We start from the raw sequence: 21,562 nt of genomic DNA, 5'->3' as shown, positions 1-21,562 counted from the left end.
CGCATGGCTGACTACAAGGGCCGCATCGGCAACCTCATCCGCGACGCCCGCAAGCACCGGGGTCTGACCCAGCACCAGCTGGCCGAGCTGCTCGGCACCAGCCAGAGCGCGATCAACCGTATCGAGAAGGGCCACCAGAACCTCTCCCTGGAGATGCTCGCCCGCATCGGCGCGGCCCTCGACTCCGAGATCGTCGCCCTGGGCGCCGGCCCGACACACCTGCGCGTCGACGGTCCGACGACGCTGTCCGGCTCGATCGACGTGAAGACCTCGAAGAACGCCGGTGTCGCGCTCCTGTGCGCCTCCCTGCTCAACAAGGGACGTACGACGCTGCGCAAGGTCGCGCGCATCGAGGAGGTCAACCGCCTGCTCGAGGTGCTCAACTCCCTCGGCGTGGCCACCCGCTGGCTCAACGACGACAACGACCTCGAGATCATCCCGCCTGCCGACCTCAACCTCGCCGCGATCGACGAGACTGCCGCGCGGCGTACCCGCTCGGTGATCATGTTCCTCGGCCCGCTGCTGCACCGCTACGACGAGTTCAACCTGCCCTACGCCGGCGGCTGCAACCTCGGCGAGCGCACGGTCGAGCCGCACATGTCGGCCCTGCGTCCCTTCGGCCTCGAGGTCAAGGCGACCGACGGGAGCTACCACGCCAGCGTCAACCGCACGATCGAGCCCACGCGGCCGATCGTGCTCACCGAGCGCGGCGACACCGTCACCGAGAACGCGCTGATGGCGGCGGCGCTCCACCCGGGCACCACGGTGATCCGCAACGCCTCCTCCAACTACATGGTCCAGGACCTCTGCTTCTACCTCCAGCGCCTCGGTGTGGGCGTCGAGGGCATCGGCACCACCACGCTGCGCGTCACCGGCAAGCAGACGATCGACGTGGACGTCGACTACTCCCCCGCCGAGGACCCGATCGAGGCGATGTCGCTGCTCGCGGCCGCGATCGTCACGAAGTCGTCGATCACCATCCGCCGGGTGCCCATCGAGTTCCTCGAGATCGAGCTCGCGACGCTGGAGGAGATGGGCTTCCGCTACGACCGCTCCCCCGAGTACGTCGCCCTCAACGGCGAGACGCGCCTGGTCGACCTCACCACGCACCCGTCCGAGCTGCGCGCGCCGCTGGACAAGATCCACCCGATGCCGTTCCCCGGCCTCAACATCGACAACCTGCCGTTCTTCGCCGTCATCGCGGCCGTCGCCGAGGGCCAGACCCTGCTGCACGACTGGGTCTACGAGAACCGGGCCATCTACCTCACCGAGCTCAACAAGCTCGGCGCGCAGGTCAAGCTGCTCGACCCGCACCGGGTGCTCGTGGAGGGCCCGACGCACTTCTCCGGCGCGGAGATCGTGTGCCCGCCGGCGCTGCGGCCCGCCGTCGTCCTGCTGATCGCGATGCTCGCCTCGAAGGGCCGCAGCGTGCTGCGCTCGACCTACGTCATCCACCGTGGCTACGAGGACCTCGCCGAGCGTCTCAACGAGCTCGGCGCCAACATCGAGACCTTCCGCGACATCTGAGACGCGCAGCGTCGACCGAGGCACGAGGTCGGCGCTCAACCAAACAGGGTCTCGACCCAGGCGCGCGACTGCTTGCCCATCGAGGGCGGGGCGGTCATGTCGGCGGTGATGCGCGGCATCGGGGCGGTGTGCTGGCCGGCGTTGCGGTGCCAGTCGTTCTCCGCCTCGATCAGGATGCCGAGGTCGGCCCTCGCGAGGAACACGCCGTGCCCGTCGGGGCACGCGCTCACGGTGGCCTCGCCGAGGGTGCGCTCGTCCATCTCGACCCCGCACCGCGGGCAGCTCATGCTCTCCATCCCCTGACGGTACTCCTCGCCCCCATACTTCTGCCGTGACCGCGCCGACCTACCTGGACTCGCCCCGACCGCTCGCATTCGCCCACCGCGGCGGCGCCTACCACCCCGAGATCGAGGGCCTGGAGAACACGATGGCTGCCTTCCGGCACGCCGTCGAGCTCGGCTACACCTACCTCGAGACCGACGTGCACGTCACCAGTGACGGCGTGCTGCTGGCCTTCCACGACACTGTCCTCGACCGGGTGACCGACCGCACCGGCACGGTCGCGGACTCGACCTACGCCGAGGTGCAGCAGGCGCTCATCGGCGGCTCGGAGCGGGTGCCGACCCTGGCGCAGCTCTTCGACGCCTTCCCGCAGGCCCGCTTCAACATCGACCTCAAGTCCGAGGGGGCCGTGGAGGCGCTGGCCGCGTTCATCGAGGAGCGCGGGGCGTGGGACCGGGTGCTCGTGGGGTCGTTCAGCGGCCGGCGGATGCAGGCGTTCCGCCGGCGCACGCAGGGACGGGTCGCGACCTCGGCGCACCCCGTCGAGGTGATCGCCTTCCTGCTCTCCCCCAGCGCCCGGCTCGCGCGGCTGCTGACGCGCGGGCGTCCGGTCGCGCTGCAGGTCCCCCACCGGCGCGGGCGGTTCGTGGTGGCCTCGCGCGGTCTCGTACGACGTGCTCGTGCCGCCGGCGTCCAGGTGCACGTCTGGACGATCGACGACCCGATCGAGATGAACACCCTCCTCGATCGTGGTGTCGACGGCATCATGACCGATCGCACGGACATACTCAGGGACGTGCTCCGCGCCCGCGGACAGTGGAACGGCCCGACCGGGGCCGACGTGAAGGGTGAGGCATGAGCGACGTGACCGGCGAGATCGCCAACCTGCGGCCGTTGGCCCAGGCGCGGGAGCAGAAGGCCTGGTACTGGTACGACTGGGCGAACAGTGCCTATGTCACCACCATCGGCACAGTCATGTTCGGGCCGTACTTCATCGGGCTGGCTGAGAACGCTGCCGGTGCGGACGACCGAGTCGGGTTCCTGGGCATGGACATGGCCCCCGGGTCGGTCTTCTTCTGGCTCATCACGATCTCCACGATCGTCGGCGCGGTGCTACTTCCTCCCCTGGGTGCCATCGCCGACCGGACCGCGAACAAGAAGGGGATGCTGGCGGCGTTCGCGTGGACCGGTGCGGCGTTCGCCAGCCTGATCTTCTTCTCGACCGGCGACAACTGGCAGTTGGCCGCCGTCGCGATCGTCGGCGGCAATCTGTGCCTGGCCGCATCGGGCGTGATCAACGACTCCATCCTCCCCATCATCTCCGACGAGGCCGACCGCGACCGCGTCTCCTCGCGCGGCTGGGCGTGGGGGTATTTGGGGGGCGGGTTGCTGCTCGCGGCCAACCTGGCGCTCTTCACCCTGCTGCCGTTCGGTCTCGACGAGGCGACGGCCGCGCGCATCTCGATGCTCTCGGCGGCCATCTGGTGGGCAGGCTTCACCCTGATCCCGTTCCTTCGCCTGAGCAACCACACTCCGCTGGACGTCGTGCCCCAGGAAGGCAGCGTGGTCAAACAGAGCTTCGCCCAGCTGGGAGACACGCTGCGTGAGCTGCGCAACTACCCCATGGCCGTCACGTTCCTGCTCGCGTACCTGTTCTTCAACGACGGCATCCAGACGGTGATCGCGTCCTCTGCCGTGTACGGGTCCGAGGAGCTCGGACACTCGCAGACGATCCTCATCGCCACCATCCTGATGGTGCAGTTCGTCGCCTTCGGTGGTGCGCTGGTGTTTGGCCGCCTCGCCGGGCGCTTCGGCGCGAAGCGGATGATCCTCAACGGTCTGGTCGTCTGGATGGTCATCGTCACGGCCGCCTTGTTCCTGCCGGAGGAGAACGTGCCTCTGTTCCTCGTCCTCGGCTTCGCCATCGGGGTGGTGCTCGGCGGGACCCAGGCGCTCGCCCGCTCCTACTTCTCCCTCCTGATCCCCAAGGGCAAGGAGGCGGAGTACTTCTCCTTCTACCACGCGATGGACCGGGGCACGTCGTGGTTCGGCACCGCCACGATGGCGATCGTCCTGCAGCTGACCGACTCCTACCGACCAGCGATCTTCGCGTTGATCGCCTTCTTCGTGGTCGGCGGTGCGCTGCTGATGCGCGTCGACACCGCACGCGGAATCCGCGACGCCGGGAACGACGTACCAGCCGTCATCTGAGTCCCACCCCTGCCGGCACGCGCGGCGCACTCCACCCCTGGGGGTGAAGTTCGCCGCGCGTGAGCGTGGCCACCACCACCACGAATCCACGGAATGTGGGCTGCCCCGCTACCGTTGAAGGATCACAGGAGGCGAGCCGCGCCGTCACGAGCGGCGTCATGGACCGGTGTCCTGCTCGTCTCACCTTTACCCGGTACACAACACAACGGGGTCAGCAAACCCCCAACGGAGGTGGGCACGGTGGCGGAGCGCACACTGCGTGGCGCGAGGCTCGGCGGCCAGAGTTTCGAGGACGAGCGCGGCATCGAGTTCGCCGCTCGGCAGCAGGTCGGCTATCGGTGCAAGCAGGGTCACGAGTTCGAGGTGACCATGTCGGTCGAGGCCGACATCCCGGCGGTGTGGGAGTGCCCCCGCTGCGGCGCCGAGGCACTCAGCACGGCGGGCATCCTGCCCGAGGAGAAGGTCGAGAAGCCGGCTCGCACGCACTGGGACATGCTCCTGGAGCGTCGCTCGGAGAAGGAGCTCGAGGACATCCTCAAGGAGCGTCTCGAGCTGTTGCGCGGCGGCGAGATCGGCCCGGCGCACCTGCACCGCGCGAACAGGAAGAAGCGGGTCAGCTGACCTACGTCGACTCAGTCGACGACGTCGCCCCGGACCACCGGGCCCTCGGGCCCGGGTCCGGGGCGATCTGCGTCCTGGCCCCAACCGGCTCCGGGCACCACCAGGAGGCGCCGCTCCACGACCGAGGTCAGGAGCCGTCGTGCGACCGGTCGGGTGAACGGCAGGATCAGCAGGATGCCGGCCACGTCGAGCACGAAGCCCGGGCTGAGCATGAGCGTCCCGCCGATGAGGATCAGCGCCCCGTCCGCGAGCTCCCGCGCGGGCATGCGGCCGTTCTGGAGGGCCTGGCGCAGGGCCTGCCACGCGCGCCCGCCCTCCCGCTTGATCAGCCACGCGCCGACCAGGCTGTCGAGCACGAGCAGCACGATCGTCCACCAGGGGCCGACGAGCTGTCCGACCTGGAGGATCGCCCAGATCTCGACCAGCGGCACCAGGACGAAGGCCGCGGCCAGCGCCGGGCGCACCCATGCGCGGCGCCTGCGTGGTGTCACGCCCGGCTCCTCGCACGGCGCACCTGGTCGCGGCGCTCGGACAGTCCCCAGCGTGTGATCAGCTTCAGCGACTCACCGGCCACCTGACCGCTCATCTTGGAGTCGCCGCGCTCACGCTCGATGAACTCGATGGGCACCTCGGCGAGCCGCAGCCCGCGCGTCACGGTGCGGTAGGCGAGGTCGGTCTGGAACACGTATCCAGTAGACCTCACCGATCCAAGGTCGATCGCCTCCAACGTCGTACGCCGGAACAGCCGGTAACCGGCCGTGGCGTCCTTCACCTTGATGCCCAGCAGCAGGCGCACGTAGAAGTTGCCTCCGCGTGAGAGCAGCAGGCGCCGCAGCGGCCAGTTGACCACCGAGCCGCCGGGCACGTAGCGGGAGCCGATCACGAGGTCGGCGGTCCGCAGCGCCTCGATGAGGCGCTCGAGCTGCTCGGGCTGGTGGGAGCCGTCGGCGTCCATCTCACCGATCACGTCGTAGCCGGCCCGCAGCGCCACGTCGAAGCCGTGGAGGTAGGCCGCGCCGAGCCCTGCCTTGTCCGTGCGGTGCACCACCGAGATGGCGTCGTCCTCGGACGCCAACCGGTCGGCGATCTCGCCGGTGCCGTCGGGGCTGTTGTCGTCGACGATCATGACGTCGACGCCCGGCTGCGCCGCGCGGAGCCGCTTGACGATCCACTCGATGTTCTCGGACTCGTCGTAGGTCGGGATGACCATCACACAACGGCCGAGGCCTTCGACACTCACGCGGGACCACCCTGTTCCACTGTCGCTTCGACGGCGCGGTCGCGGCGTCGGCGACGACGATAGGCGACGAGCACCGTGATCGTGTGGCACACCAGGAACACGAGGGCGAGTCGCGCTGGCCAGACACCCAGTCGGACGGCCGGGGTGAGCGTGTCGCTGAGCCCGATCGTCTCCACCATCACCTCCTGGCCGCGCGCGGGGACGGAGGCGACGACCTCGCCGTCGGGTCGTACGACGCCGGAGATGCCGTTGATCGCGGCCACGACCACCCACCGTCCGGTCTCCTGCGCCCGCAGCCGGCTGATCTCGAACTGCTGGGCGAGCTGCCCGGTCCGGCTGAACATCGCGTTGCTGGTCTGCACGGTGACCAGCTGCGCTCCCCTGGCGACCTGCCCGCCGATGCCCTCGTCGTAGGCCACGTCGAAGCAGATCGCGTCGGCCACGAGCACGTCGGCGACGCGCAGGGGCTCGAGGCTGGTGCCGCGGGCCATGTCGCGTGGCACCATCCGCAGCTTGCCGTAGGTCGACGGGATCAGGCTCCCGCGGAACGGGATGTACTCGCCGTAGGGCACCGGGTGGCGCTTGGTGTAGCGGTCGCCGCTGCCGAGCCCGGGCTGGTAGACGACGCCCTGGTTGAGCACCTGGGTGTCGTCGAGCGGGTCGTTGGCCATGGCGCCCACGAGCACCGGGACGCCGATCGCGTCGGACGCCGCGACGATGTCGGCATGCACCTCGGTGTCGGTGAACGGGTCGACGGCCGTGGAGTTCTCGGGCCACACCACGAAGTCGGGCCGGGGTCGGTCACCGGCGGCGACCGCCTCCGCGAGCTCCTGGGTCAGCCGCACGTGGTTGGCCGTCACGTCCCGGTGCACCGCGACGACGTCGAGGCCCGTGCCGGGCACGTCACCCTGGACGGCGGCGACCGTGGTGGTGCCGCTCTCGTCGACGTGGAAGGGCACCAGCACGGGCGCGACGGTGACGACCGCGAGCGCCGCCGGCACGGCGTACGCCCTGCGGCCGATGTCGCGCAGGTGCAGCAGCAGCCAGGCGAGCGTCGTACCGGTGAGGGCGACCAGGAGGCTGACCCCGGTCATCCCGATCCAGGGCAGAGCGTCGGCCCACGGGGTGTCGACGGTGGCGTAGACGAGCCGCCCGAACGGCATGCCACTGAAGGGGAACCCGCTGCGCCAGGTCTCGATCCCCACCCACCACAGGGCGGTCCAGAGGGGCCACGCGGGGGTGCGCAGGCTCCAGGACAGCCCCAGGCCCAGCGGCACGAAGAACGCAGCCTCCAGGGCGCACATGGCGATCCAGGCGTCGGTGCCGACGGCGCGCATCCACACCATGACGGTGAAGACGAAGGCGACGCCGAACAGCAGGCTGGGGATCCACGCCCGTCGCGGCGCCAGTCCCCGCACGGAGAACACGAGCGCCGCGATCGCGGGCGGCATCAGCCACGCGAGACCCACCGGCTCGAACGCGGCCGCCAGGACGAGGCCGCCGACGAGGGCGAGGAGGCAGCGCAGCGGCACGTCCCAGACCGTATCCGACGGCGGGTCGCCCGATCGGGGCGCCTGCAGGGTGCGGGAGGAACGCCGGGGCTTCGGACCAACGCGCGACCGACTGGCTGACGATCGCGCGAAGTTGTCTAAGGCCTCGGGGCCCCTCCCGCATCCGGCCCCCGCGGGGCGCGCTCGACGAGACGTCGGACGAGGGGCATCGCTGGCACCGCGTACCCCACGCCGGACCTCCTCATGTCAAGGGCGCCACCCGCGAGCTGCACAGGCGGACCCGGGAACCCTCCCTCCCGGCGCACGGAGTGTCAACCTGGCGCTGACCTGCCAGAACGCGCGAAACCGCAGGTCACGGCCCTGTCGGGCGCGGAAATCCGCTGCAGAAATTTCACCTATTTCGGCGTGTCGCGGCGGGACACGCCGAGGCACAATCGCGCGTCAGCGCGACGCAGGAGGTACGACGACGGTGCCGGTCGCCGTCGTCGCCACGACGGGCGGCTCGAGCACCTCCGCGGCCCCCGGTGCGGCCTCGGTCGGCGCGCCCCGCCCGACCACGTGGACCGCGAAGTCCATCACCCGGCTGCGGGTGCCCTCGCGGACCAGCGTCGCGGTGATCACGAGGACGTCGCCGGCACGCACGGGAGCCTTGAACTGGACGTCGGAGTAGGAGGCGAACAGGCCCTCGTCACCGTCGAGGACGATGCACATCTCGGTGGCCACGTCGCCGAACAGCCCGAGGCTGTAGGCGCCGTCGACCAGGTTGCCCGCGTAGTGGGCGTGCGAGTAGGGGACGTAACGGCGGTGCGTGACGGTGGTCCCGACGCGGCCCTCCGTCGTCTGGTTGGTGCTCATGAGGCCTTCTCCGTGCTCGATCCGGTGGGTCGCGTGAGTCGGTGGACGATGAACGAGGCCACCTCGCCCGGCGTCGTACCCCTGCTGAAGACGCGGTCGACGCCGAGCTCGTGGGCCATCGTCTCGTCGAAGCGGGGTCCGCCCACGACCAGGAGCGGACGCTTCGCGGCCGGGTAGGCCTCGCGGAAGGCCGCGGACATCTCGCGGGTGTTGAGCAGGTGGGCGTCGCGCTGGGTGACGACCTGGGAGACGAGGACGGCGTCGGCCTTCTCCGCGCGCGCGGCCTCGACGAGCTGCGGCACGGACACCTGGGCGCCGAGGTTCACGACCTTGAGCTCGCGGTAGTACTCCAGGCCCTTCTCCCCCGCGAAGCCCTTGATGTTGAGGATCGCGTCGATGCCGACCGTGTGTGCGTCGGTGCCGATGCAGCCACCAACGACGACGAGACGGCGCCGCATCGCCCGCTTGATCGCGGCGTTGGCCTCCTTGGGGGTCAGCAGCGGGTAGTCGCGCTCGACGACCTCGACGGTGCTCGGGTCGACCAGGTGGTTGACCCGGCCGTAGACGACGAAGAAGGTGAAGCCCTCCCCCATCGGCTTCGCGTGCACGACGAGGGCGGGGTCCATGCCCATCTTGTTGGCGAGCTGCACCGCGGCGCCCTCGGCGACCTTGGAGTGCTCGATGGGCAGGGTGAACGACAGCTGCACCATGCCGTCGCCGGTGGTGTCGCCGTAGGGACGGATCAGACTCACTTCTCCCCCTCGAGGATCTCGGTGGCCGGGTTGTAGTAGTCGGGGGCCTTCCTGGCCACGCCGTCGAGTCCCTTGCCCTTGTCGGCGGGACGCTTCATCAGGCCGAAGGTGCCGTCGGCGATCGCGGAGAGCAGTGGAGGCTCGCCCGGGGTGCTCCTGTCCGCCTTGATCTCCTCGAGCAGGTCGACCGCCTCGCCGAGGACCTCACGCGCCCGCTGGGCGATGAACCCGTCGGGCGCCGGGTTGAAGTCCTCGTGCAGCTTGCCCGCGGCGTTCATCACGTAGCGGACGTTCTGCAGGGCCAGGTCGCGGTCCGAGATCCACGGCGTCACGACGGCCTCGGTCATCATGCCGACGAGCAGGATGCCCTGGCCGGTGAGCGCCCCCACGAGGTTGAAGAAGCCGTCGAGGAGGTAGCCCTTGAAGATGTCGCCCGTCATGTGCCGCGTCGGTGGCATCCACTTCAGCGGGGCGTCGGGGAACAGCTCGCGCGCCAGCATGGCGTGCGCCAGCTCGAGGCGGAACGAGTCGGGCACCTCGGGGTCGATCTCGAAGGCGTGGCCCAGGCCCAGCTGCCAGTCCTCGAGCCCGGCCTCCTTGGCGAAGTACTCGTTGAGCAGCTGGCTGGTGGTGACCGTGTGCGCCGCCTCGACGGCGTCGGCCGTGGTGAGGTAGTTGTCCTCGCCGGTGTTGATGATGATCCCCGCCCGGGCGTGGATCTGGCGGCTGAAGCGCTGGTCGACGAAGGTGCGGATCGGGTTGATGTCGCGGAAGAGGATGCCGTACATCGAGTCGTTGAGCATCATGTCGAGGCGCTCGAGGCCGGCCAGGGTCGCGATCTCGGGCATGCAGAGGCCGGAGGCGTAGTTGGTGAGGCGGACGTAGCGCCCGAGCTCCTTCGACGTCTCGTCGAGGGCCGCCCGCATCAGGCGGAAGTTCTCCTGGGTGGCATACGTGCCGGCGAAGCCCTCGCGGGTGGCGCCCTCGGGGACGAAGTCCAGCAGGGACTGGCCGGTGGAGCGGATCACCGCGATCACGTCGGCGCCCTCGCGGGCCGCGGCCTGCGCCTGCGGGATGTCCTCGTGGATGTCTCCCGTCGCGACGATGAGGTAGATCCACGGCTTGCTGGGCGCGTCGCCGACCTTGGCGATCATCTTCTCGCGGGCCACACGCTGGCGGTCGATCTGCGTGATGCCGGCCGCGACGGCCTTGCGCGACGCCGCCCGGGCGCGGGTGGCATCCTTGCCCTCGGGCAGGCGGAAGGTCACCGAGCCCGCGGCCGCCTTCTGGGCGAGCGTGAGCAGGTCCTCGGCCTCGCCGCGACGCAGGGCGTCCCACACCGGCAGGCTGACGCCGTGCTCGAGGCCGGTGTCGGCGCGTACGACGTCGGCGAGCCGGTTGACCCACGGCGTGCCGTCGGGGTCGGCACCGCCGAGCCCGGCCAGGCGCAGCGTCGCGCGCTCGACCGAGACGGTGGTGTGGCGCTGGGCGAGGTCGACGATCGGCTTGCCGACCTGGCGGGCGAGCGTGCGCGCACGGCGTACGTCGGCACGGTCGAGGCCCAGTCGACTGGCGGGCTTGCGGGTCGTGGCCATCAGAGCCTCCGCTCGAAGAGTCCGCGGACGCCGGCGTCCGCACGCAGCAGCTCCATGGCGTAGGCCGCGTGGCCGGGGACGTAGCCGTTGCCGACGAGCATCCGGACGTCGGCGGCGAGGCCCTCGGCGCCCAGCGCGGCGGCGCTGAAGCTGGTGGCCATGGAGAAGAAGATGACGGTGCCGCCGTCGGCGGTGGCGAGGATCGCACCCCCCTCGCAGCCGGGGACGTCGACGCACACGACGGTGACGTCGGCCGGTCCGCCCGCGGCGGTGACGGCGTCGCGCAGGGCGATGGGGTCACGGGCGTCGGCGATCGTGACGACGTCGGCGAGGCCGGCACCCGCGAGCAGGTCGTGCTCGTCCTGGTGCGGCACGACACCGATGGTGCGCGTCGCGCCGGCGGCCCGGGCGGCCGCGAGGCTGAGCGAGCCGGACTTGCCGGCTCCGCCGATGACGGCGACGGTCGGCCCGGCCTGGTCGCCGCCGCGGGCGACGTACTCCTCCACCACCCGAGCGGTGAGGGCGGGGGCACCGCAGACGTCCATCACGCTCAGCGACAGGGCCGGGTCGAGGTCGTCGGGGATGACCGCAGCGATGGAGCGGCCGAAGAGCACGGCGTAGCCGTCGCACGGGACCTGCTCGCTGCGACCGTCCCAGCCGGCGAGGCCGTCCTCGATCACGAGCGGGGTGAGGGTCAGGCTGACCAGGGTCGCGACGCGGTCGCCGACCGCGAGGCCAAGCGGCGACTCGGGCCCGACCTCCTCGACGGTGCCGACGAGCATGCCGCCGGAGCCGGTGACGGGGTTCTGCATCTTGCCGCGGGTGGCGACGATGTCGAGGACCTCCGCACGGACCGCGGCGCCGTCGGTCTCGCCGTACGTCGTGTGCTTGCGCTCGAGCTGGCGGAACGACGCGGCGTCGAGGTTGAGACGCTCCACGCGCACGCGCACCTCGTCGGGCCACAGCTCGGCGCGGGCGTCGAGCCGTTCGGCGGCCTGGGGCAGCACGACGCGATCGTCGAGGACCCGGTGCAGGCCGGTGGGATCGCCGGTGCCCAGGTCCACGGAGTGCTCCGTGCGGATGTCCGAGGGGGGTGTCATGCAGGTCATCCTTCTACTTGAACGCGGCAATGCCGCAAATCTTGCGGCGTGGCATTGGACTCGCCGCAGGTTCTCCACGTATCGTTCCAGATGTGGCGCCGCCCACACAACCGGCGCGCCGTCAGCCCTGCCCCCGCCGGTCAGCGACGACCCGGGGCCATCGCAAGGAGACCTCATGAGCATCGAGACCGCCAGCCCGCTGGGCCAGGCCCTCGCCACCGGCCAGCCCTACCCCTACCGGCGCGTCGAGCTCGTCGAGCCCGACTGGACGCGGTTCCCGGGGTGGGCCGGCGTCACCGCCGAGGACTGGGCCTCGGTCCAGTGGCAGCGTGCCCACTGCATCAAGAACGTGAAGCAGCTGCGCGAGCTCATGGGCGACCTGCTCGACGAGCGGTTCTACGCCGACCTCGAGCGCGACCAGGCCGAGCGGGCCACGATGTCGATGCTCGTGCCGCCGCAGATGATGAACACGATGGTGCCGACCCTGTCGCCGGCGGGCCCGGGCTCCCTCACCGAGGCGTTCTACGCCGACCCGGTCCGCCACTACATGATCCCGGTGTTCAGCGACCGTCGCACCGACTGGCCCTCGCACCCGCACGCTGCCCGCGACTCCCTGCACGAGCACGACATGTGGGCCACCGAGGGCCTCACGCACCGCTACCCGACCAAGGTGCTCGCCGAGCTGCTGCCCACCTGCCCGCAGTACTGCGGGCACTGCACCCGCATGGACCTCGTCGGCAACTCGACCGTCGTCATCGACAAGCTGAAGTTCGCCGGCAAGCCCAACGACCGGCTCGGCGACATGCTCGACTACCTGCGTCGTACGCCGTCCGTGCGCGACGTGGTCGTCTCCGGCGGCGACGTGGCCAACATGCCGTGGCCCCGCCTCGAGGCGTTCCTCACCGAGGTGCTCGCGGTCGAGAACATCCGCGACATCCGGCTCGCGACCAAGGCGCTCATCGGCCTGCCCCAGCACTGGCTGCAGCCCGACGTGGTCGAGGGCGTCGGCCGGGTCGCCCAGCTCGCCCGCTCGCGCGGCGTCTCGCTGGCGATGCACACCCACGCCAACCACGCGAACTCCGTGACGCCGATCGTCGCCGAGGCGACCCGGGCGATGCTCGACGCCGGCCTGCGTGACGTACGCAACCAGGGCGTGCTGCTCAACGGCGTCAACGCCGACCCGCACGCGCTGCTCGACCTGTGCTTCCGCCTGCTCGACGGGGCGCAGATCATGCCCTACTACTTCTACATGTGCGACATGATCCCGTTCTCGGAGCACTGGCGGGTCTCGCTGGCCGACGCCCAGCGCCTGCAGCACCACATCATGGGCTACCTACCGGGCTTCGCGACGCCGCGCATCGTGTGCGACGTGCCGTTCGTCGGGAAGCGCTGGGTGCACCAGAACGCCGACTACGACGTCGAGCACGGCATCTCCTACTGGACCAAGAACTACCGCACCTCGATCGAGGCCGACGACGCCGAGGCGCTGTCGCGCCACTACGAGTACTACGACCCGATCCACACGCTGCCCGAGTCCGGCCAGCAGTGGTGGGAGGAGCACGGTCGTCTCGACGAGGCCTCGCTCAAGGCCGCCGAGATGGCCGAGGCCTCGCGCCGCACCGCCGCCCTCCAGGCCTGGTGAGGTTCGTGTGACCTTGGGGTTTCCCCGCATAGGCGGGGAAACCCCAACTTCGACGGGCGTGCAAACCCCGAGAGGTCCGCGACTCACTCACGAGGTGGTGCTGGGCCGTCGCGCCCACTTGTCCACAGGAAGCGCACGTGCGGTTTCCGGGGGTCCGAGACGCGGGCAGCCTCTTGGCCATGCAGAAGCCCCAGCAACCGGACCTCGAGAACGTCGTACGCCTGCGACGTGAGTTCATCGAGGACGGTTACACCGATTACCAGCTGAACCGCCTCGTGGCCGCCGGTGTGCTGCACCGCGTGCGCCACGGGGCGTACGTCGACCGGGTGCTGTGGGACCGGCTGTCCGACGCCGACCGCCACCGCGTTCTGTGCCGCGCTGTGCTCCGAACCGCCCATCCGCTGACGGCACTGACGCATGTCTCGTCGGCTGTCGAGCGAGGCGCCCCGGTGTGGAACATCCCGCTGGACGAGGTGCACACCACTCGTACGGACGGGAAGGGCGCCCGCCGGGAGGCTGGCGTCGTGCACCATGTCGGCGTCCTCGACGAGGATGAGGTCGAGGTCGTCAACGGCGTCCGCGTCAGCCCCGCACCGCGTTGCGCGGTGGAGATCATCGCCACCACCACTCCGGAGGCGGCACTGGTCGTGATCAACGGGATGCTGCACGCTGCGGACCTCACCAGGTTGGAGCTGCTCGCCTCGGTCAAGGCGATGAAGCACTGGCCGCACACCTTGGCGGCTCACCTCGTCGTGGCGCTGGCTGACGACAGGCTGGAGTCACCCGCGGAGACGCGTACCTACTACCTGTGCCGCCAGCAGGGGCTGCCGCGACCGGAGCCCCAGGTCGAGATCCGGGACGAGCGCGGCGACACCTTCGCACGCGTGGACTTCGCGTGGCCGGCGTACGGGGTCTTCCTCGAGTTCGACGGCAAGATCAAGTACGAGCTGTTCCGTCGCGACGGTGAGACCCTCGACGCCTACCTCATGCGTGAGAAGGAGCGCGAGGTACGCATCTGTCAGCTGACGGGGTGGGTGTGTCTCCGCATCGGGTGGGCCGACCTGGAGAAACCCGTCGCCACTGCCGCACGGATCCGGAAGGTCCTGGAGAGTCGTGTGGGCCCTGTCGGCGCCTGACTCCCCGAGCGTGTCGCGAACTTCTGGTGGCGTGCACGCCGCGTGAAGTTGGGGTTTCCCCGCATAGGCGGGGAAACCAAGAGGAAGGCCGGACCTACAGCCGGGCGAGGAGGAGGGCCGAGCCGGGACCGGAGAGCTCGTCGGCGCGCGGCGAGCGTCCGTGGAGCAGGAGCGCGATCGCCTCGGCCGGCGCGTGCACCTCGGCGCCGTCGCCGTAGGACCAGTCGACGTCGCTTGCCACCAGGTGTACGCCCTGCAGCCGCCGCTTGGCGCTGCCGCCGACCACCGTGTTCATCGGCCACGGCGTGCGGAGGCTGAAGTCGGCGACGGGTGCCAGGACCGCGGCGGGGATCGGGCGGGTGAGCCCGAGCGGGCGGCGTACGTCGAGACCGTGCACGACGGCGTCCGAGAGGGCCGCCACGAGCGGCATCCCGATCGGCGTCGCCTCGGTGTCCCGGTTGCGTCGCAGCTGGTCGAGGATGGCGACCCGCCCCCTGCGGGACCACTGGACGGCCGAGTCCGCGATCATCCGGTTCATCGAGAAGCCGTGGCGCAGCATCGCCGCCGCTCCGGCGACGGGCCCGAGCACGGGCGCCCAGGCGAGGTGGGCAGCGACGTCGACGACCCGCCACTGCGTGCACAGGGAGCGCGCGAGCCACTGCTCCGCGTCGAGCTGCTCGAGCGTGTCGATGAAGGCCGTGCGCTCGTCGCGCACGAGGTCGGACAGCGTCTGGGTGGTCGTCATGGGGCGCTCCAGCCGAGGGCGTCGATGAGGGTCCGCACCCGGTCTGCGACGTCGAGGTCGGGCGTGGGAAGGGCGAGCTCGTGGAACACCAGGCCGGTCACGTAGTTGGCCACGATGCCGAAGTCGCGCTCCGGGTGTACCGACCCGGCACGGCGTACGAGGTCGACGGCCCAGGTGTCGACCTGGTCGGCGCCGACCGCGTAGAAGGCGCGGAGCGCAGGCGTGCGCGCGGCCTCGGCATGGAGGGCGTAGCGCGCCAGCGTCACCGCGCGGTCCTCCCCCAACGCACGGTCGGCGAAGCGATCGAACATGCCGGCGATCACCTCGGCGGACGGCTCGCCGGCAGGACTCGGCCCGGCGGCCATCTCCAGCTCGCGATCGATGCACCGCTCCGTCACGCCCTCGACGAGTGCGTCGCGCGTGGGGAAGAGCTCCCGCGTGGATCCGACCGGGACCTGGGCGCAGGCGTCCACCGCGTCGTGGGTCAGCCCGCCGAGACCCCGGTCGGCGATCAGCTCGATGCCGGTGTCGAGAAGGCGAGCGCGGAGGTCACCCATGACGAGAAACTACATCTGTAGTGCATTCGCGTCAAGCCCGCGGGTCCAGCGGAGGGAGTCGACCACTCCGCGGATCCGGGCCGTGGCGTCGAGGTCCGGCGTCGGAAGGGCGAGCTCGTGGAGCACGAGTCCCGTCACGTAGTTGGCCAGGACGCCGAGGTCGCGCGCGGGATCCTGCGAACCCGCGCGCGTGATGAGGTCGAGGGCCCATGCGTCGACCTGGCCGGCACCGGGAGCCATCCCCTCCCGCAGGAGGTCGGGGTTCTGGGCGGTCTCCACGAGGATCGCGTAGCGCGCGAGAGTCACTGCCCGGTCGGGCCCCAGGGCGCGCTCGACGAACCTCCCCAGTGCGGCGGCCACGCCGTCCGGCGTCGCGTCGACCTCGTCGTAGGGCTCGGTCGCCATGGCCCGCTCGCGCGCGATGAAGCGCTCGACGATCCCCAGGATCAGGGCCTCGCGGGTGCGGAAGTGGTTCGACGTCGAGCCCGGCGGCACGCCGGCGGCCGCGTCCACCGCCCGGTGGGTCAGCCCGCGCATCCCCTGCGTGCCGACGAGCTCGAGCGCGGCGTCGAGCAGGACGGTACGACGGTCAGCCACGCCCGCACACTACAGCCATAGTGGCGTCCCGGCCCGAGGGACGCTCAGTCGATCGGACGGTTCTCGTAGGGCGTGGAGAGCACGATGGTGGTGCGGGTCGACACGCTGGCGGCGCCGCGGATGCGGGCCAGCAGCTCCTCGAGGGCCAGCGGCGTGGCCACCCGGATCTTGAGGATGTAGGACTCCTCCCCCGCGACCGACCAGCACGACTCGATCTCCGGGATGTCCACCAGCCGCTCGGGGTAGTCGTCGGGCTGCGAGGGGTCGATCGGGGTGATCGAGATGAAGGCGGTCAGCGGCCGGCCGAGCTGGTCGTGGTCGACCGTGGCGCCGTAGCCCTTGATGAGGCCCCGCTGCTCCAGACGCTTGACCCGCTGGTGGACCGCCGAGGTCGACAGGTCGGTCGCCTTGCCGAGGTCGGTGAAGGACATCCGTCCGTCGGTGGCCAGCAGGGACAGGATCTGCCGGTCCTTGGACTCGACCTCAGGAGAGCTCACGTCGCTCACCCTAGTGTGAGCCGGACAGTGCCTCCACCAGGCGCACGGCAGACGAGCCGAGGCCCCACTGCGCGTCCAGCGCCACCACCGCTTCGTGGTCGGCGGGCGTGCGCGGCCGGGTGAGGTCGGGCGAGCCGAGATCGAGGTCACGGCGTACGGCGACCACCTGGGGCGCGACGGCCAGGTAGTCGGCGGCCGCCTTGATCTTCCCGCGCGGACCGGGGCCCATGTCGGAGTCGGGGTCGTGCGCGGCCTCGACGATCGCCCCGACCGTGCCGAAGCGGTGGAGCAGCGTGGCCGCGGTCTTGTCCCCGACGCCCGCCACGCCAGGGAGCCCGTCGGAGGCGTCGCCGCGGAGCGTGGCCAGGTCGGCGTACTGGTGGGCGTCGACGCCGTACTTGCCGCGAACCCAGGCGTTGTCGACCCGCTCGTGCTTGCTCACGCCGCGGGCGACGTAGAGCACCCGCACGGCCTCGCCGTCGTCGACGAGCTGGAAGAGGTCACGGTCGCCGGTGACGATGTCGACGGGCATGCCCGCGCCGGTGGCGAGTGTGCCGATCACGTCGTCGGCCTCCATCTCGGCGTGCCCGACCTTGGCGATGCCGTAGGCCTCGAGCACCGACTCGATGATCGGGATCTGCGCCTCGAGCGGGTCGGGCACCTCCTCCACGTCGGGCCGGGGGCCGGGCACCTCGCGCACCACGCGGTGTGCCTTGTAGGACGGGATCAGGTCGACGCGCCACTGCGGGCGCCAGTCGTCGTCCCAGCAGCAGGCGAGGTGGGTCGGGTCGTACTCCCCCACCAGGCGGCTGATGAAGTCCATCAACCCGCGCACGGCGTTGACCGGCGTGCCGTCCGGCGCCTTGATCGAGTCGGGCACGCCGAAGAACGCCCGGAAGTAGAGGGACGCGGTGTCGAGGAGCAGGAGGCGCTCACCAGTGGGCATGCCGGAAGCCTTCCACACGCTCGAAGCCTCAGTCCGCGAGGACCGAGTAGGCGATCACGCCGCGCTTCAACGCCTTCGCGGTCGCCCGCGCGGTGCTGCGGAGGGCCGAGTCCCCGGCCGCGTCGGCGACCTGGCCGCAGAGGTCGAGCAGCTGCTTCATCCAGCGCACGAAGTCGCCCGCCGACAGCCCGGTGACCCGCAGCACGTCGTCGAGGTCGTCGCCCTCGGCCCATCGCCAGGCGGCCCACGCGAAGCCGATGTCGGGCTCGCGCAGGAAGTCGAGCTTGTGGTCGCGCTCCAGGGCGTCGAGCTGTCCCCACAGCTTCACCACCTCCGCGAGCACGGGCCGCACCTGCCCGCCGGGGATCTTCGGCGACGACGCGTCGTCGGCTCGCCTGGCCTCGAACACCAACGCCGACAGGACGGCCGCCAGCTCCGAGGGCGGGAGGTCGTCGAAGAGCCCGGCGCGGATGGCCTCCGCGGCGACGAGGTCCATGTCGGTGTAGATCCGCCGCAGGTGTGATCCCCGCTCGGTCACCTTGTCGCCGTCCAGGTAGCCCAGCGCCGTGAGCACGTCGCAGACGCGGTCGAAGGTCCGGGCCACCGTGTTGGTGCGGTTCTCCACGCGACGCTTGAGCGTCTCGGTGTCACGCTGGAGCTTGAAGTATCGCTCGGCCCACCGGGCGTGGTCCTCCCGCTCGGGGCACTGGTGGCACGGGTGCGCCTTGAGGTCGGCCCGCAGCCTGCCGATCTCGCGGTCGGTCGGGGTGTCGCTGAAGGACTCCTGCTGGTTCGTGCGCCGCGGGCCCGGCGCATCGAGGTCGCGGGCGCGGGCGCGCAGCGCGGTCGCGAGGTCGCGCCGCATCGCGGGGTTGCGGCCGTTGAAGGACTTGGGGATGCGGAGGCGCCCGATCGCCTCGACGGGGACCGGGAAGTCCATCGGCGCCAGTCGTCGCGCCTGCCGGTCGGCGGTCACGACGTAGGGACGCGGCTCGTCGCCAGAGTGCCCGGGGTCGATCACCACGGCGAGCCCGCTGAACTTGCCCGCCGGCACGTTGATCACGTCACCGGGGCGCAGCCTGCCGAGCGACGCCAGCGCCTCCGTACGACGGTCCTGCCGCCGCTCGCGGGCGGCCCCCTTCTCCAGGTCGGAGATCTTGCGACGCATGGCGGCGTACTCCATGAAGTCACCGACGTGGCACGTGGCTGCCTCGCGGTAGCCCGCCAGGGCCTCCTCCGCCTTGTGCACCTGACGGGCCAGCCCGACCACGGCCTTGTCGGCCTGGAACTGCGCGAAGGACTGCTCGAGCAGCTCGCGCGAGCGGGCCCGACCGAACTGGTGCACCAGGTTGACGGCCATGTTGTAGGACGGCCGGAACGACGAGCGCAACGGGTAGGTGCGCGTCGAGGCGAGGCCGGCGACCTCGCGCGGGTTCATGCCGGGCTGGTAGAGCACCACGCCGTGGCCCTCGATGTCGAGGCCGCGGCGTCCGGCCCGTCCGGTGAGCTGGGTGTACTCCCCCGGCGTCAGCTCGGCGTGGCTCTCTCCGTTCCACTTGGACAGCTTCTCGATGACCACGGTGCGCGCCGGCATGTTGATCCCGAGCGCGAGCGTCTCGGTCGCGAAGACGACCTTCACCAGGCCCTCCTGGAACAGCTCCTCGACCACCTGCTTGAAGGCCGGCAGCAGCCCGGCGTGGTGGGCCGCGACGCCACGGGTGAGGCCGTCGAGGAACTCGTGGTAGCCGAGGACGTGCAGGTCCTCCTCCGGCAGCGTCCGCGACGCCTCCTCGACCCGCGCGAAGATCTCGTCGCGCTCGGCGGCCGTGGTGAGGCGGGTGTTGGCCTGCACCAGCTGGGTCACCGCCGCGTCGCAGCCGGCCCGGCTGAAGATGAACACGATGGCCGGCAGCAGTCCTTCGCGGTCCAGCCGCTCGACCACCTCGACCCGGCTGGGGATCCACACCCGCCGACCGTTGCCGACCGATCGCGGGTTCTTCGAGGAGCCCGGCTTGCCCTTGCGCGGCGAGCGTCGGTCGCGCATCAGCCGGGAGCTGGCCCAGTCGTCGCGGGCGATGCGGGTCAGCTCGTCGTTGACCGGGGCGCCCTCCTTGACGAAGCCCGCACTCGCATCGACGTCGGAGGAGGCGAACAGGTCGAGCAGGCGGCGGCCCACCATCACGTGCTGGAACAGCGGCACAGGACGGCGCTCCTCGACGACGGTCGTCGTCTCGCCGCGCACGGTGGCGAGCCACTCGCCGAACTCCTCGGCGTTGGAGACCGTGGCCGACAGCGACACGAGCGTCACCGACTCGGGCAGGTGGATGATGACCTCCTCCCAGACCGCGCCCCGCATGCGGTCGGCGAGGTAGTGCACCTCGTCCATCACGACGTAGCCCAGGCCGAGCAGCGTGCGCGAGCCGGCGTAGAGCATGTTGCGCAGCACCTCGGTGGTCATCACGACCACCGGCGCCTCGCCGTTGACGACGTTGTCGCCGGTCAGCAGGCCGACGTTGTCCGCGCCGTAGCGCTTGACCAGGTCGTTGTACTTCTGGTTCGACAGGGCCTTGATCGGGGTCGTGTAGAACGCCTTGCGACCCGTCTGCAGCGCCAGGTGGATCGCGAACTCGCCGACCACCGTCTTGCCCGACCCGGTCGGCGCCGCGACGAGCACCCCGCGACCGCTCTCGATCTCCTGGCAGGCACGGACCTGGAAGTCGTCGAGCTCGAAGCCGTAGAGCCCGGCGAAGTCCTTGAGCATCGGGAAGGGCTTGTCGCGCCGGAAGGCCGCGTAGCGCTCCGCCGGAGACTCCTCGTGGTCGGGGGTGGTCATGCAATGACCTCCAGGGCGCCGGGGACGCACTCGATGGTGAGGGGCAGCGGGCCGAAGCGCTCGCCGTCGGCGTACGACACGATGCCGGGCGCGGCCACGGTCACCGACGTCACCCGCCGGTGGACGTACTCGGCCACCCCGTCGATCCTGCCGGTGAACAGCCGGGGGTAGGAGCGCACCAGCTTGGACTTGCTCATCCGGGTGATCACCACGACGTCGAGCAGCCCGTCGTCGAGCAGCGCGCCCTCGGTGATGCGCAGGCCGCCGCCGAAGGACGGGCCGTTGCCGACCGCCACGAGCATCGCCTCGCACTCGAGGGTCTCCGGCCCGGAACCACCGTCGAGCTGGAGGACGTAGGGAAGCGGACGGAACGTGCGCAGCTCGGCCAGCGTGGCCAGGTTGTAGCGCATCTGACCCCTCGGCCAGGTCATCGCGTTGGCGCGCTCGTTGACGATCGCGTCGAAGCCCGCGGCGAGCACGGTGACGAAGTAGCGGTCGCCGCTGCGGGCGAGGTCGATCGTGCGGTGCCGCGACGCGATGATCCGGTCCGCGGCGGCGACGGGGTCGGTGCGCGGCAGGCCGAGGTAGCGGGCCACGTCGTTGCCGGTGCCGCTGGGGATCAGGCCCAGGGGTACGCCGGTGCCGGCGACCGCCTGCACGCCGAGGTGCACCAGCCCGTCACCGCCGCACACCACGAGGGCCTCGACCCCGTCGGCGACGCAGCCGCGCGCGAGGTCGTAGGCCTCGTCGGCGTCGCGCCCCTGGAGGTTGCGCACGACGAAGCCGCTCTCCCGGAGCCGGGTGAGCGCGGCGTCACGGTGGCGGGCACCCTTGCCCTTGCCCGAGGTGGGGTTGGTCAGCAGCGCGATCTCTCGGCCCCGCACGGACAGCTCGGGCGCAGACGGGTCGTGCATG

The 21,562-nt window shown here is 70.8% G+C and carries 21 protein-coding genes; 6 read left to right on the top strand and 15 right to left on the bottom strand.

Annotated elements, in window-relative coordinates; genetic code table 11:
* Positions 1-3: 3 nt before the first annotated feature.
* Positions 4-1,527: a helix-turn-helix domain-containing protein gene (locus ACS3YM_RS08200; protein WP_439939569.1), complete on the top strand. Its 1,524-nt coding sequence runs from the start codon at positions 4-6 to the stop codon at positions 1,525-1,527.
* Between the two features lie 35 nt (positions 1,528-1,562).
* Here ACS3YM_RS08200 and ACS3YM_RS08195 read toward each other — a convergent pair whose 3' ends face one another.
* Positions 1,563-1,823, bottom strand: coding sequence for a zf-TFIIB domain-containing protein (locus tag ACS3YM_RS08195; RefSeq protein WP_439939567.1), 261 nt, complete (start codon positions 1,821-1,823; stop codon positions 1,563-1,565).
* 35 nt (positions 1,824-1,858) lie between these two features.
* On the opposite strand from ACS3YM_RS08195, the gene ACS3YM_RS08190 reads away from it, so the two are divergent.
* From ACS3YM_RS08190 to ACS3YM_RS08180, 3 genes are all read left to right on the top strand, one after another.
* Positions 1,859-2,668 (top strand): glycerophosphodiester phosphodiesterase, encoded by an 810-nt coding sequence (locus ACS3YM_RS08190; protein WP_439939566.1) that lies wholly within the window; start codon positions 1,859-1,861, stop codon positions 2,666-2,668.
* Complete coding sequence (locus ACS3YM_RS08185) at positions 2,665-4,020, top strand: MFS transporter (RefSeq protein ID WP_439939565.1); 1,356 nt, start codon at positions 2,665-2,667, stop codon at positions 4,018-4,020. Before ACS3YM_RS08190 ends, ACS3YM_RS08185 begins: the two co-directional genes overlap by 4 nt.
* Before the next feature lie 240 nt (positions 4,021-4,260).
* Entirely contained in the window at positions 4,261-4,641 is a 381-nt protein-coding gene (locus tag ACS3YM_RS08180) for an RNA polymerase-binding protein RbpA (RefSeq protein ID WP_439939564.1), read from the top strand.
* An 11-nt stretch (positions 4,642-4,652) separates the two neighbouring features.
* On the opposite strand, the gene ACS3YM_RS08175 is transcribed toward ACS3YM_RS08180, so the two are convergent.
* The 7 genes from ACS3YM_RS08175 to ACS3YM_RS08145 form a co-directional block, all read right to left on the bottom strand.
* Positions 4,653-5,132: an FxsA family protein gene (locus ACS3YM_RS08175; protein ID WP_439939563.1), complete on the bottom strand. Its 480-nt coding sequence runs from the start codon at positions 5,130-5,132 to the stop codon at positions 4,653-4,655.
* Entirely contained in the window at positions 5,129-5,851 is a 723-nt protein-coding gene (locus ACS3YM_RS08170) for a polyprenol monophosphomannose synthase (protein ID WP_439939856.1), read from the bottom strand. Before ACS3YM_RS08170 ends, ACS3YM_RS08175 begins: the two co-directional genes overlap by 4 nt.
* Before the next feature lie 26 nt (positions 5,852-5,877).
* Positions 5,878-7,413, bottom strand: a complete 1,536-nt coding sequence (lnt, locus tag ACS3YM_RS08165; protein WP_439939561.1) for an apolipoprotein N-acyltransferase — start codon at positions 7,411-7,413, stop codon at positions 5,878-5,880.
* A 420-nt stretch (positions 7,414-7,833) separates the two neighbouring features.
* Entirely contained in the window at positions 7,834-8,247 is a 414-nt protein-coding gene (locus ACS3YM_RS08160) for a hotdog domain-containing protein (RefSeq protein ID WP_439939560.1), read from the bottom strand.
* Positions 8,244-8,999 (bottom strand): OAM dimerization domain-containing protein, encoded by a 756-nt coding sequence (locus ACS3YM_RS08155; protein WP_439939559.1) that lies wholly within the window; start codon positions 8,997-8,999, stop codon positions 8,244-8,246. Before ACS3YM_RS08155 ends, ACS3YM_RS08160 begins: the two co-directional genes overlap by 4 nt.
* Complete coding sequence (locus ACS3YM_RS08150) at positions 8,996-10,594, bottom strand: lysine 5,6-aminomutase subunit alpha (RefSeq protein WP_439939558.1); 1,599 nt, start codon at positions 10,592-10,594, stop codon at positions 8,996-8,998. The genes ACS3YM_RS08155 and ACS3YM_RS08150 overlap by 4 nt, the downstream gene beginning before the upstream one ends.
* On the bottom strand, positions 10,594-11,694 hold the full coding sequence (locus ACS3YM_RS08145) for an L-erythro-3,5-diaminohexanoate dehydrogenase (protein WP_439939557.1): 1,101 nt from the start codon (positions 11,692-11,694) through the stop codon (positions 10,594-10,596). Before ACS3YM_RS08145 ends, ACS3YM_RS08150 begins: the two co-directional genes overlap by 1 nt.
* 175 nt (positions 11,695-11,869) lie before the next feature.
* Between ACS3YM_RS08145 and ACS3YM_RS08140 the strand changes: the two genes are divergently transcribed.
* Together ACS3YM_RS08140 and ACS3YM_RS08135 are read left to right on the top strand one after the other, a co-directional pair.
* The gene (locus ACS3YM_RS08140) at positions 11,870-13,336 is read left to right on the top strand and encodes a KamA family radical SAM protein (protein ID WP_439939556.1); all 1,467 of its coding nucleotides are present in this window, start codon (positions 11,870-11,872) and stop codon (positions 13,334-13,336) included.
* A gap of 179 nt (positions 13,337-13,515) precedes the next feature.
* Positions 13,516-14,472: a hypothetical protein gene (locus ACS3YM_RS08135; RefSeq protein WP_439939555.1), complete on the top strand. Its 957-nt coding sequence runs from the start codon at positions 13,516-13,518 to the stop codon at positions 14,470-14,472.
* 94 nt (positions 14,473-14,566) lie between these two features.
* On the opposite strand, the gene ACS3YM_RS08130 is transcribed toward ACS3YM_RS08135, so the two are convergent.
* The 7 genes from ACS3YM_RS08130 to ACS3YM_RS08100 all read right to left on the bottom strand — a co-directional run bounded on the left by ACS3YM_RS08130 (position 14,567) and on the right by ACS3YM_RS08100 (position 21,561).
* Positions 14,567-15,217, bottom strand: coding sequence for a maleylpyruvate isomerase family mycothiol-dependent enzyme (locus tag ACS3YM_RS08130; protein ID WP_439939553.1), 651 nt, complete (start codon positions 15,215-15,217; stop codon positions 14,567-14,569).
* Positions 15,214-15,774, bottom strand: coding sequence for a TetR/AcrR family transcriptional regulator (locus ACS3YM_RS08125; protein WP_439939552.1), 561 nt, complete (start codon positions 15,772-15,774; stop codon positions 15,214-15,216). The genes ACS3YM_RS08130 and ACS3YM_RS08125 overlap by 4 nt, the downstream gene beginning before the upstream one ends.
* A 9-nt stretch (positions 15,775-15,783) precedes the next feature.
* On the bottom strand, positions 15,784-16,371 hold the full coding sequence (locus tag ACS3YM_RS08120) for a TetR/AcrR family transcriptional regulator (protein WP_439939551.1): 588 nt from the start codon (positions 16,369-16,371) through the stop codon (positions 15,784-15,786).
* Between the two features lie 44 nt (positions 16,372-16,415).
* Positions 16,416-16,877, bottom strand: a complete 462-nt coding sequence (locus ACS3YM_RS08115) for an Lrp/AsnC family transcriptional regulator (protein ID WP_439939550.1) — start codon at positions 16,875-16,877, stop codon at positions 16,416-16,418.
* Position 16,878: 1 nt separating this feature from the next.
* Positions 16,879-17,814, bottom strand: coding sequence for a 5'-3' exonuclease (locus ACS3YM_RS08110; protein ID WP_439939549.1), 936 nt, complete (start codon positions 17,812-17,814; stop codon positions 16,879-16,881).
* A 28-nt stretch (positions 17,815-17,842) separates the two neighbouring features.
* Positions 17,843-20,575: a DEAD/DEAH box helicase gene (locus ACS3YM_RS08105; RefSeq protein ID WP_439939855.1), complete on the bottom strand. Its 2,733-nt coding sequence runs from the start codon at positions 20,573-20,575 to the stop codon at positions 17,843-17,845.
* Between the two features lie 68 nt (positions 20,576-20,643).
* A complete protein-coding gene (locus tag ACS3YM_RS08100; RefSeq protein WP_439939548.1) occupies positions 20,644-21,561 on the bottom strand; it encodes a YegS/Rv2252/BmrU family lipid kinase in 918 nt (305 codons plus the stop codon).
* Position 21,562 lies beyond the last annotated feature (1 nt).

Origin of the sequence: Nocardioides sp. N13(2025) (genome assembly GCF_051912545.1) — a bacterium.
Lineage (GTDB): Bacteria > Actinomycetota > Actinomycetes > Propionibacteriales > Nocardioidaceae > Nocardioides.
Note: the sequence above shows the minus strand (reverse complement) of the source record. Positions and strands in the feature narration are given on the sequence as shown.

What these genes read in the sequence shown, in the direction of transcription:
- ACS3YM_RS08170 (WP_439939856.1), bottom strand. Translation starts at nt 5,851, where the DNA reads ATGGTCATCCCGACCTACGACGAGTCCGAGAACATCGAGTGGATCGTC.
- ACS3YM_RS08105 (WP_439939855.1), bottom strand. Translation starts at nt 20,575, where the DNA reads ATGCTCAAGGACTTCGCCGGGCTCTACGGCTTCGAGCTCGACGACTTC.
- ACS3YM_RS08110 (WP_439939549.1), bottom strand. Translation starts at nt 17,814, where the DNA reads ATGCCCACTGGTGAGCGCCTCCTGCTCCTCGACACCGCGTCCCTCTAC.
- ACS3YM_RS08160 (WP_439939560.1), bottom strand. Translation starts at nt 8,247, where the DNA reads ATGAGCACCAACCAGACGACGGAGGGCCGCGTCGGGACCACCGTCACG.
- ACS3YM_RS08130 (WP_439939553.1), bottom strand. Translation starts at nt 15,217, where the DNA reads ATGACGACCACCCAGACGCTGTCCGACCTCGTGCGCGACGAGCGCACG.
- ACS3YM_RS08100 (WP_439939548.1), bottom strand. Translation starts at nt 21,561, where the DNA reads ATGCACGACCCGTCTGCGCCCGAGCTGTCCGTGCGGGGCCGAGAGATC.
- ACS3YM_RS08125 (WP_439939552.1), bottom strand. Translation starts at nt 15,774, where the DNA reads ATGGGTGACCTCCGCGCTCGCCTTCTCGACACCGGCATCGAGCTGATC.
- ACS3YM_RS08200 (WP_439939569.1), top strand. Translation starts at nt 4, where the DNA reads ATGGCTGACTACAAGGGCCGCATCGGCAACCTCATCCGCGACGCCCGC.
- ACS3YM_RS08150 (WP_439939558.1), bottom strand. Translation starts at nt 10,594, where the DNA reads ATGGCCACGACCCGCAAGCCCGCCAGTCGACTGGGCCTCGACCGTGCC.
- ACS3YM_RS08195 (WP_439939567.1), bottom strand. Translation starts at nt 1,823, where the DNA reads ATGGAGAGCATGAGCTGCCCGCGGTGCGGGGTCGAGATGGACGAGCGC.
- ACS3YM_RS08185 (WP_439939565.1), top strand. Translation starts at nt 2,665, where the DNA reads ATGAGCGACGTGACCGGCGAGATCGCCAACCTGCGGCCGTTGGCCCAG.
- ACS3YM_RS08145 (WP_439939557.1), bottom strand. Translation starts at nt 11,694, where the DNA reads ATGACACCCCCCTCGGACATCCGCACGGAGCACTCCGTGGACCTGGGC.
- ACS3YM_RS08135 (WP_439939555.1), top strand. Translation starts at nt 13,516, where the DNA reads ATGCAGAAGCCCCAGCAACCGGACCTCGAGAACGTCGTACGCCTGCGA.
- ACS3YM_RS08140 (WP_439939556.1), top strand. Translation starts at nt 11,870, where the DNA reads ATGAGCATCGAGACCGCCAGCCCGCTGGGCCAGGCCCTCGCCACCGGC.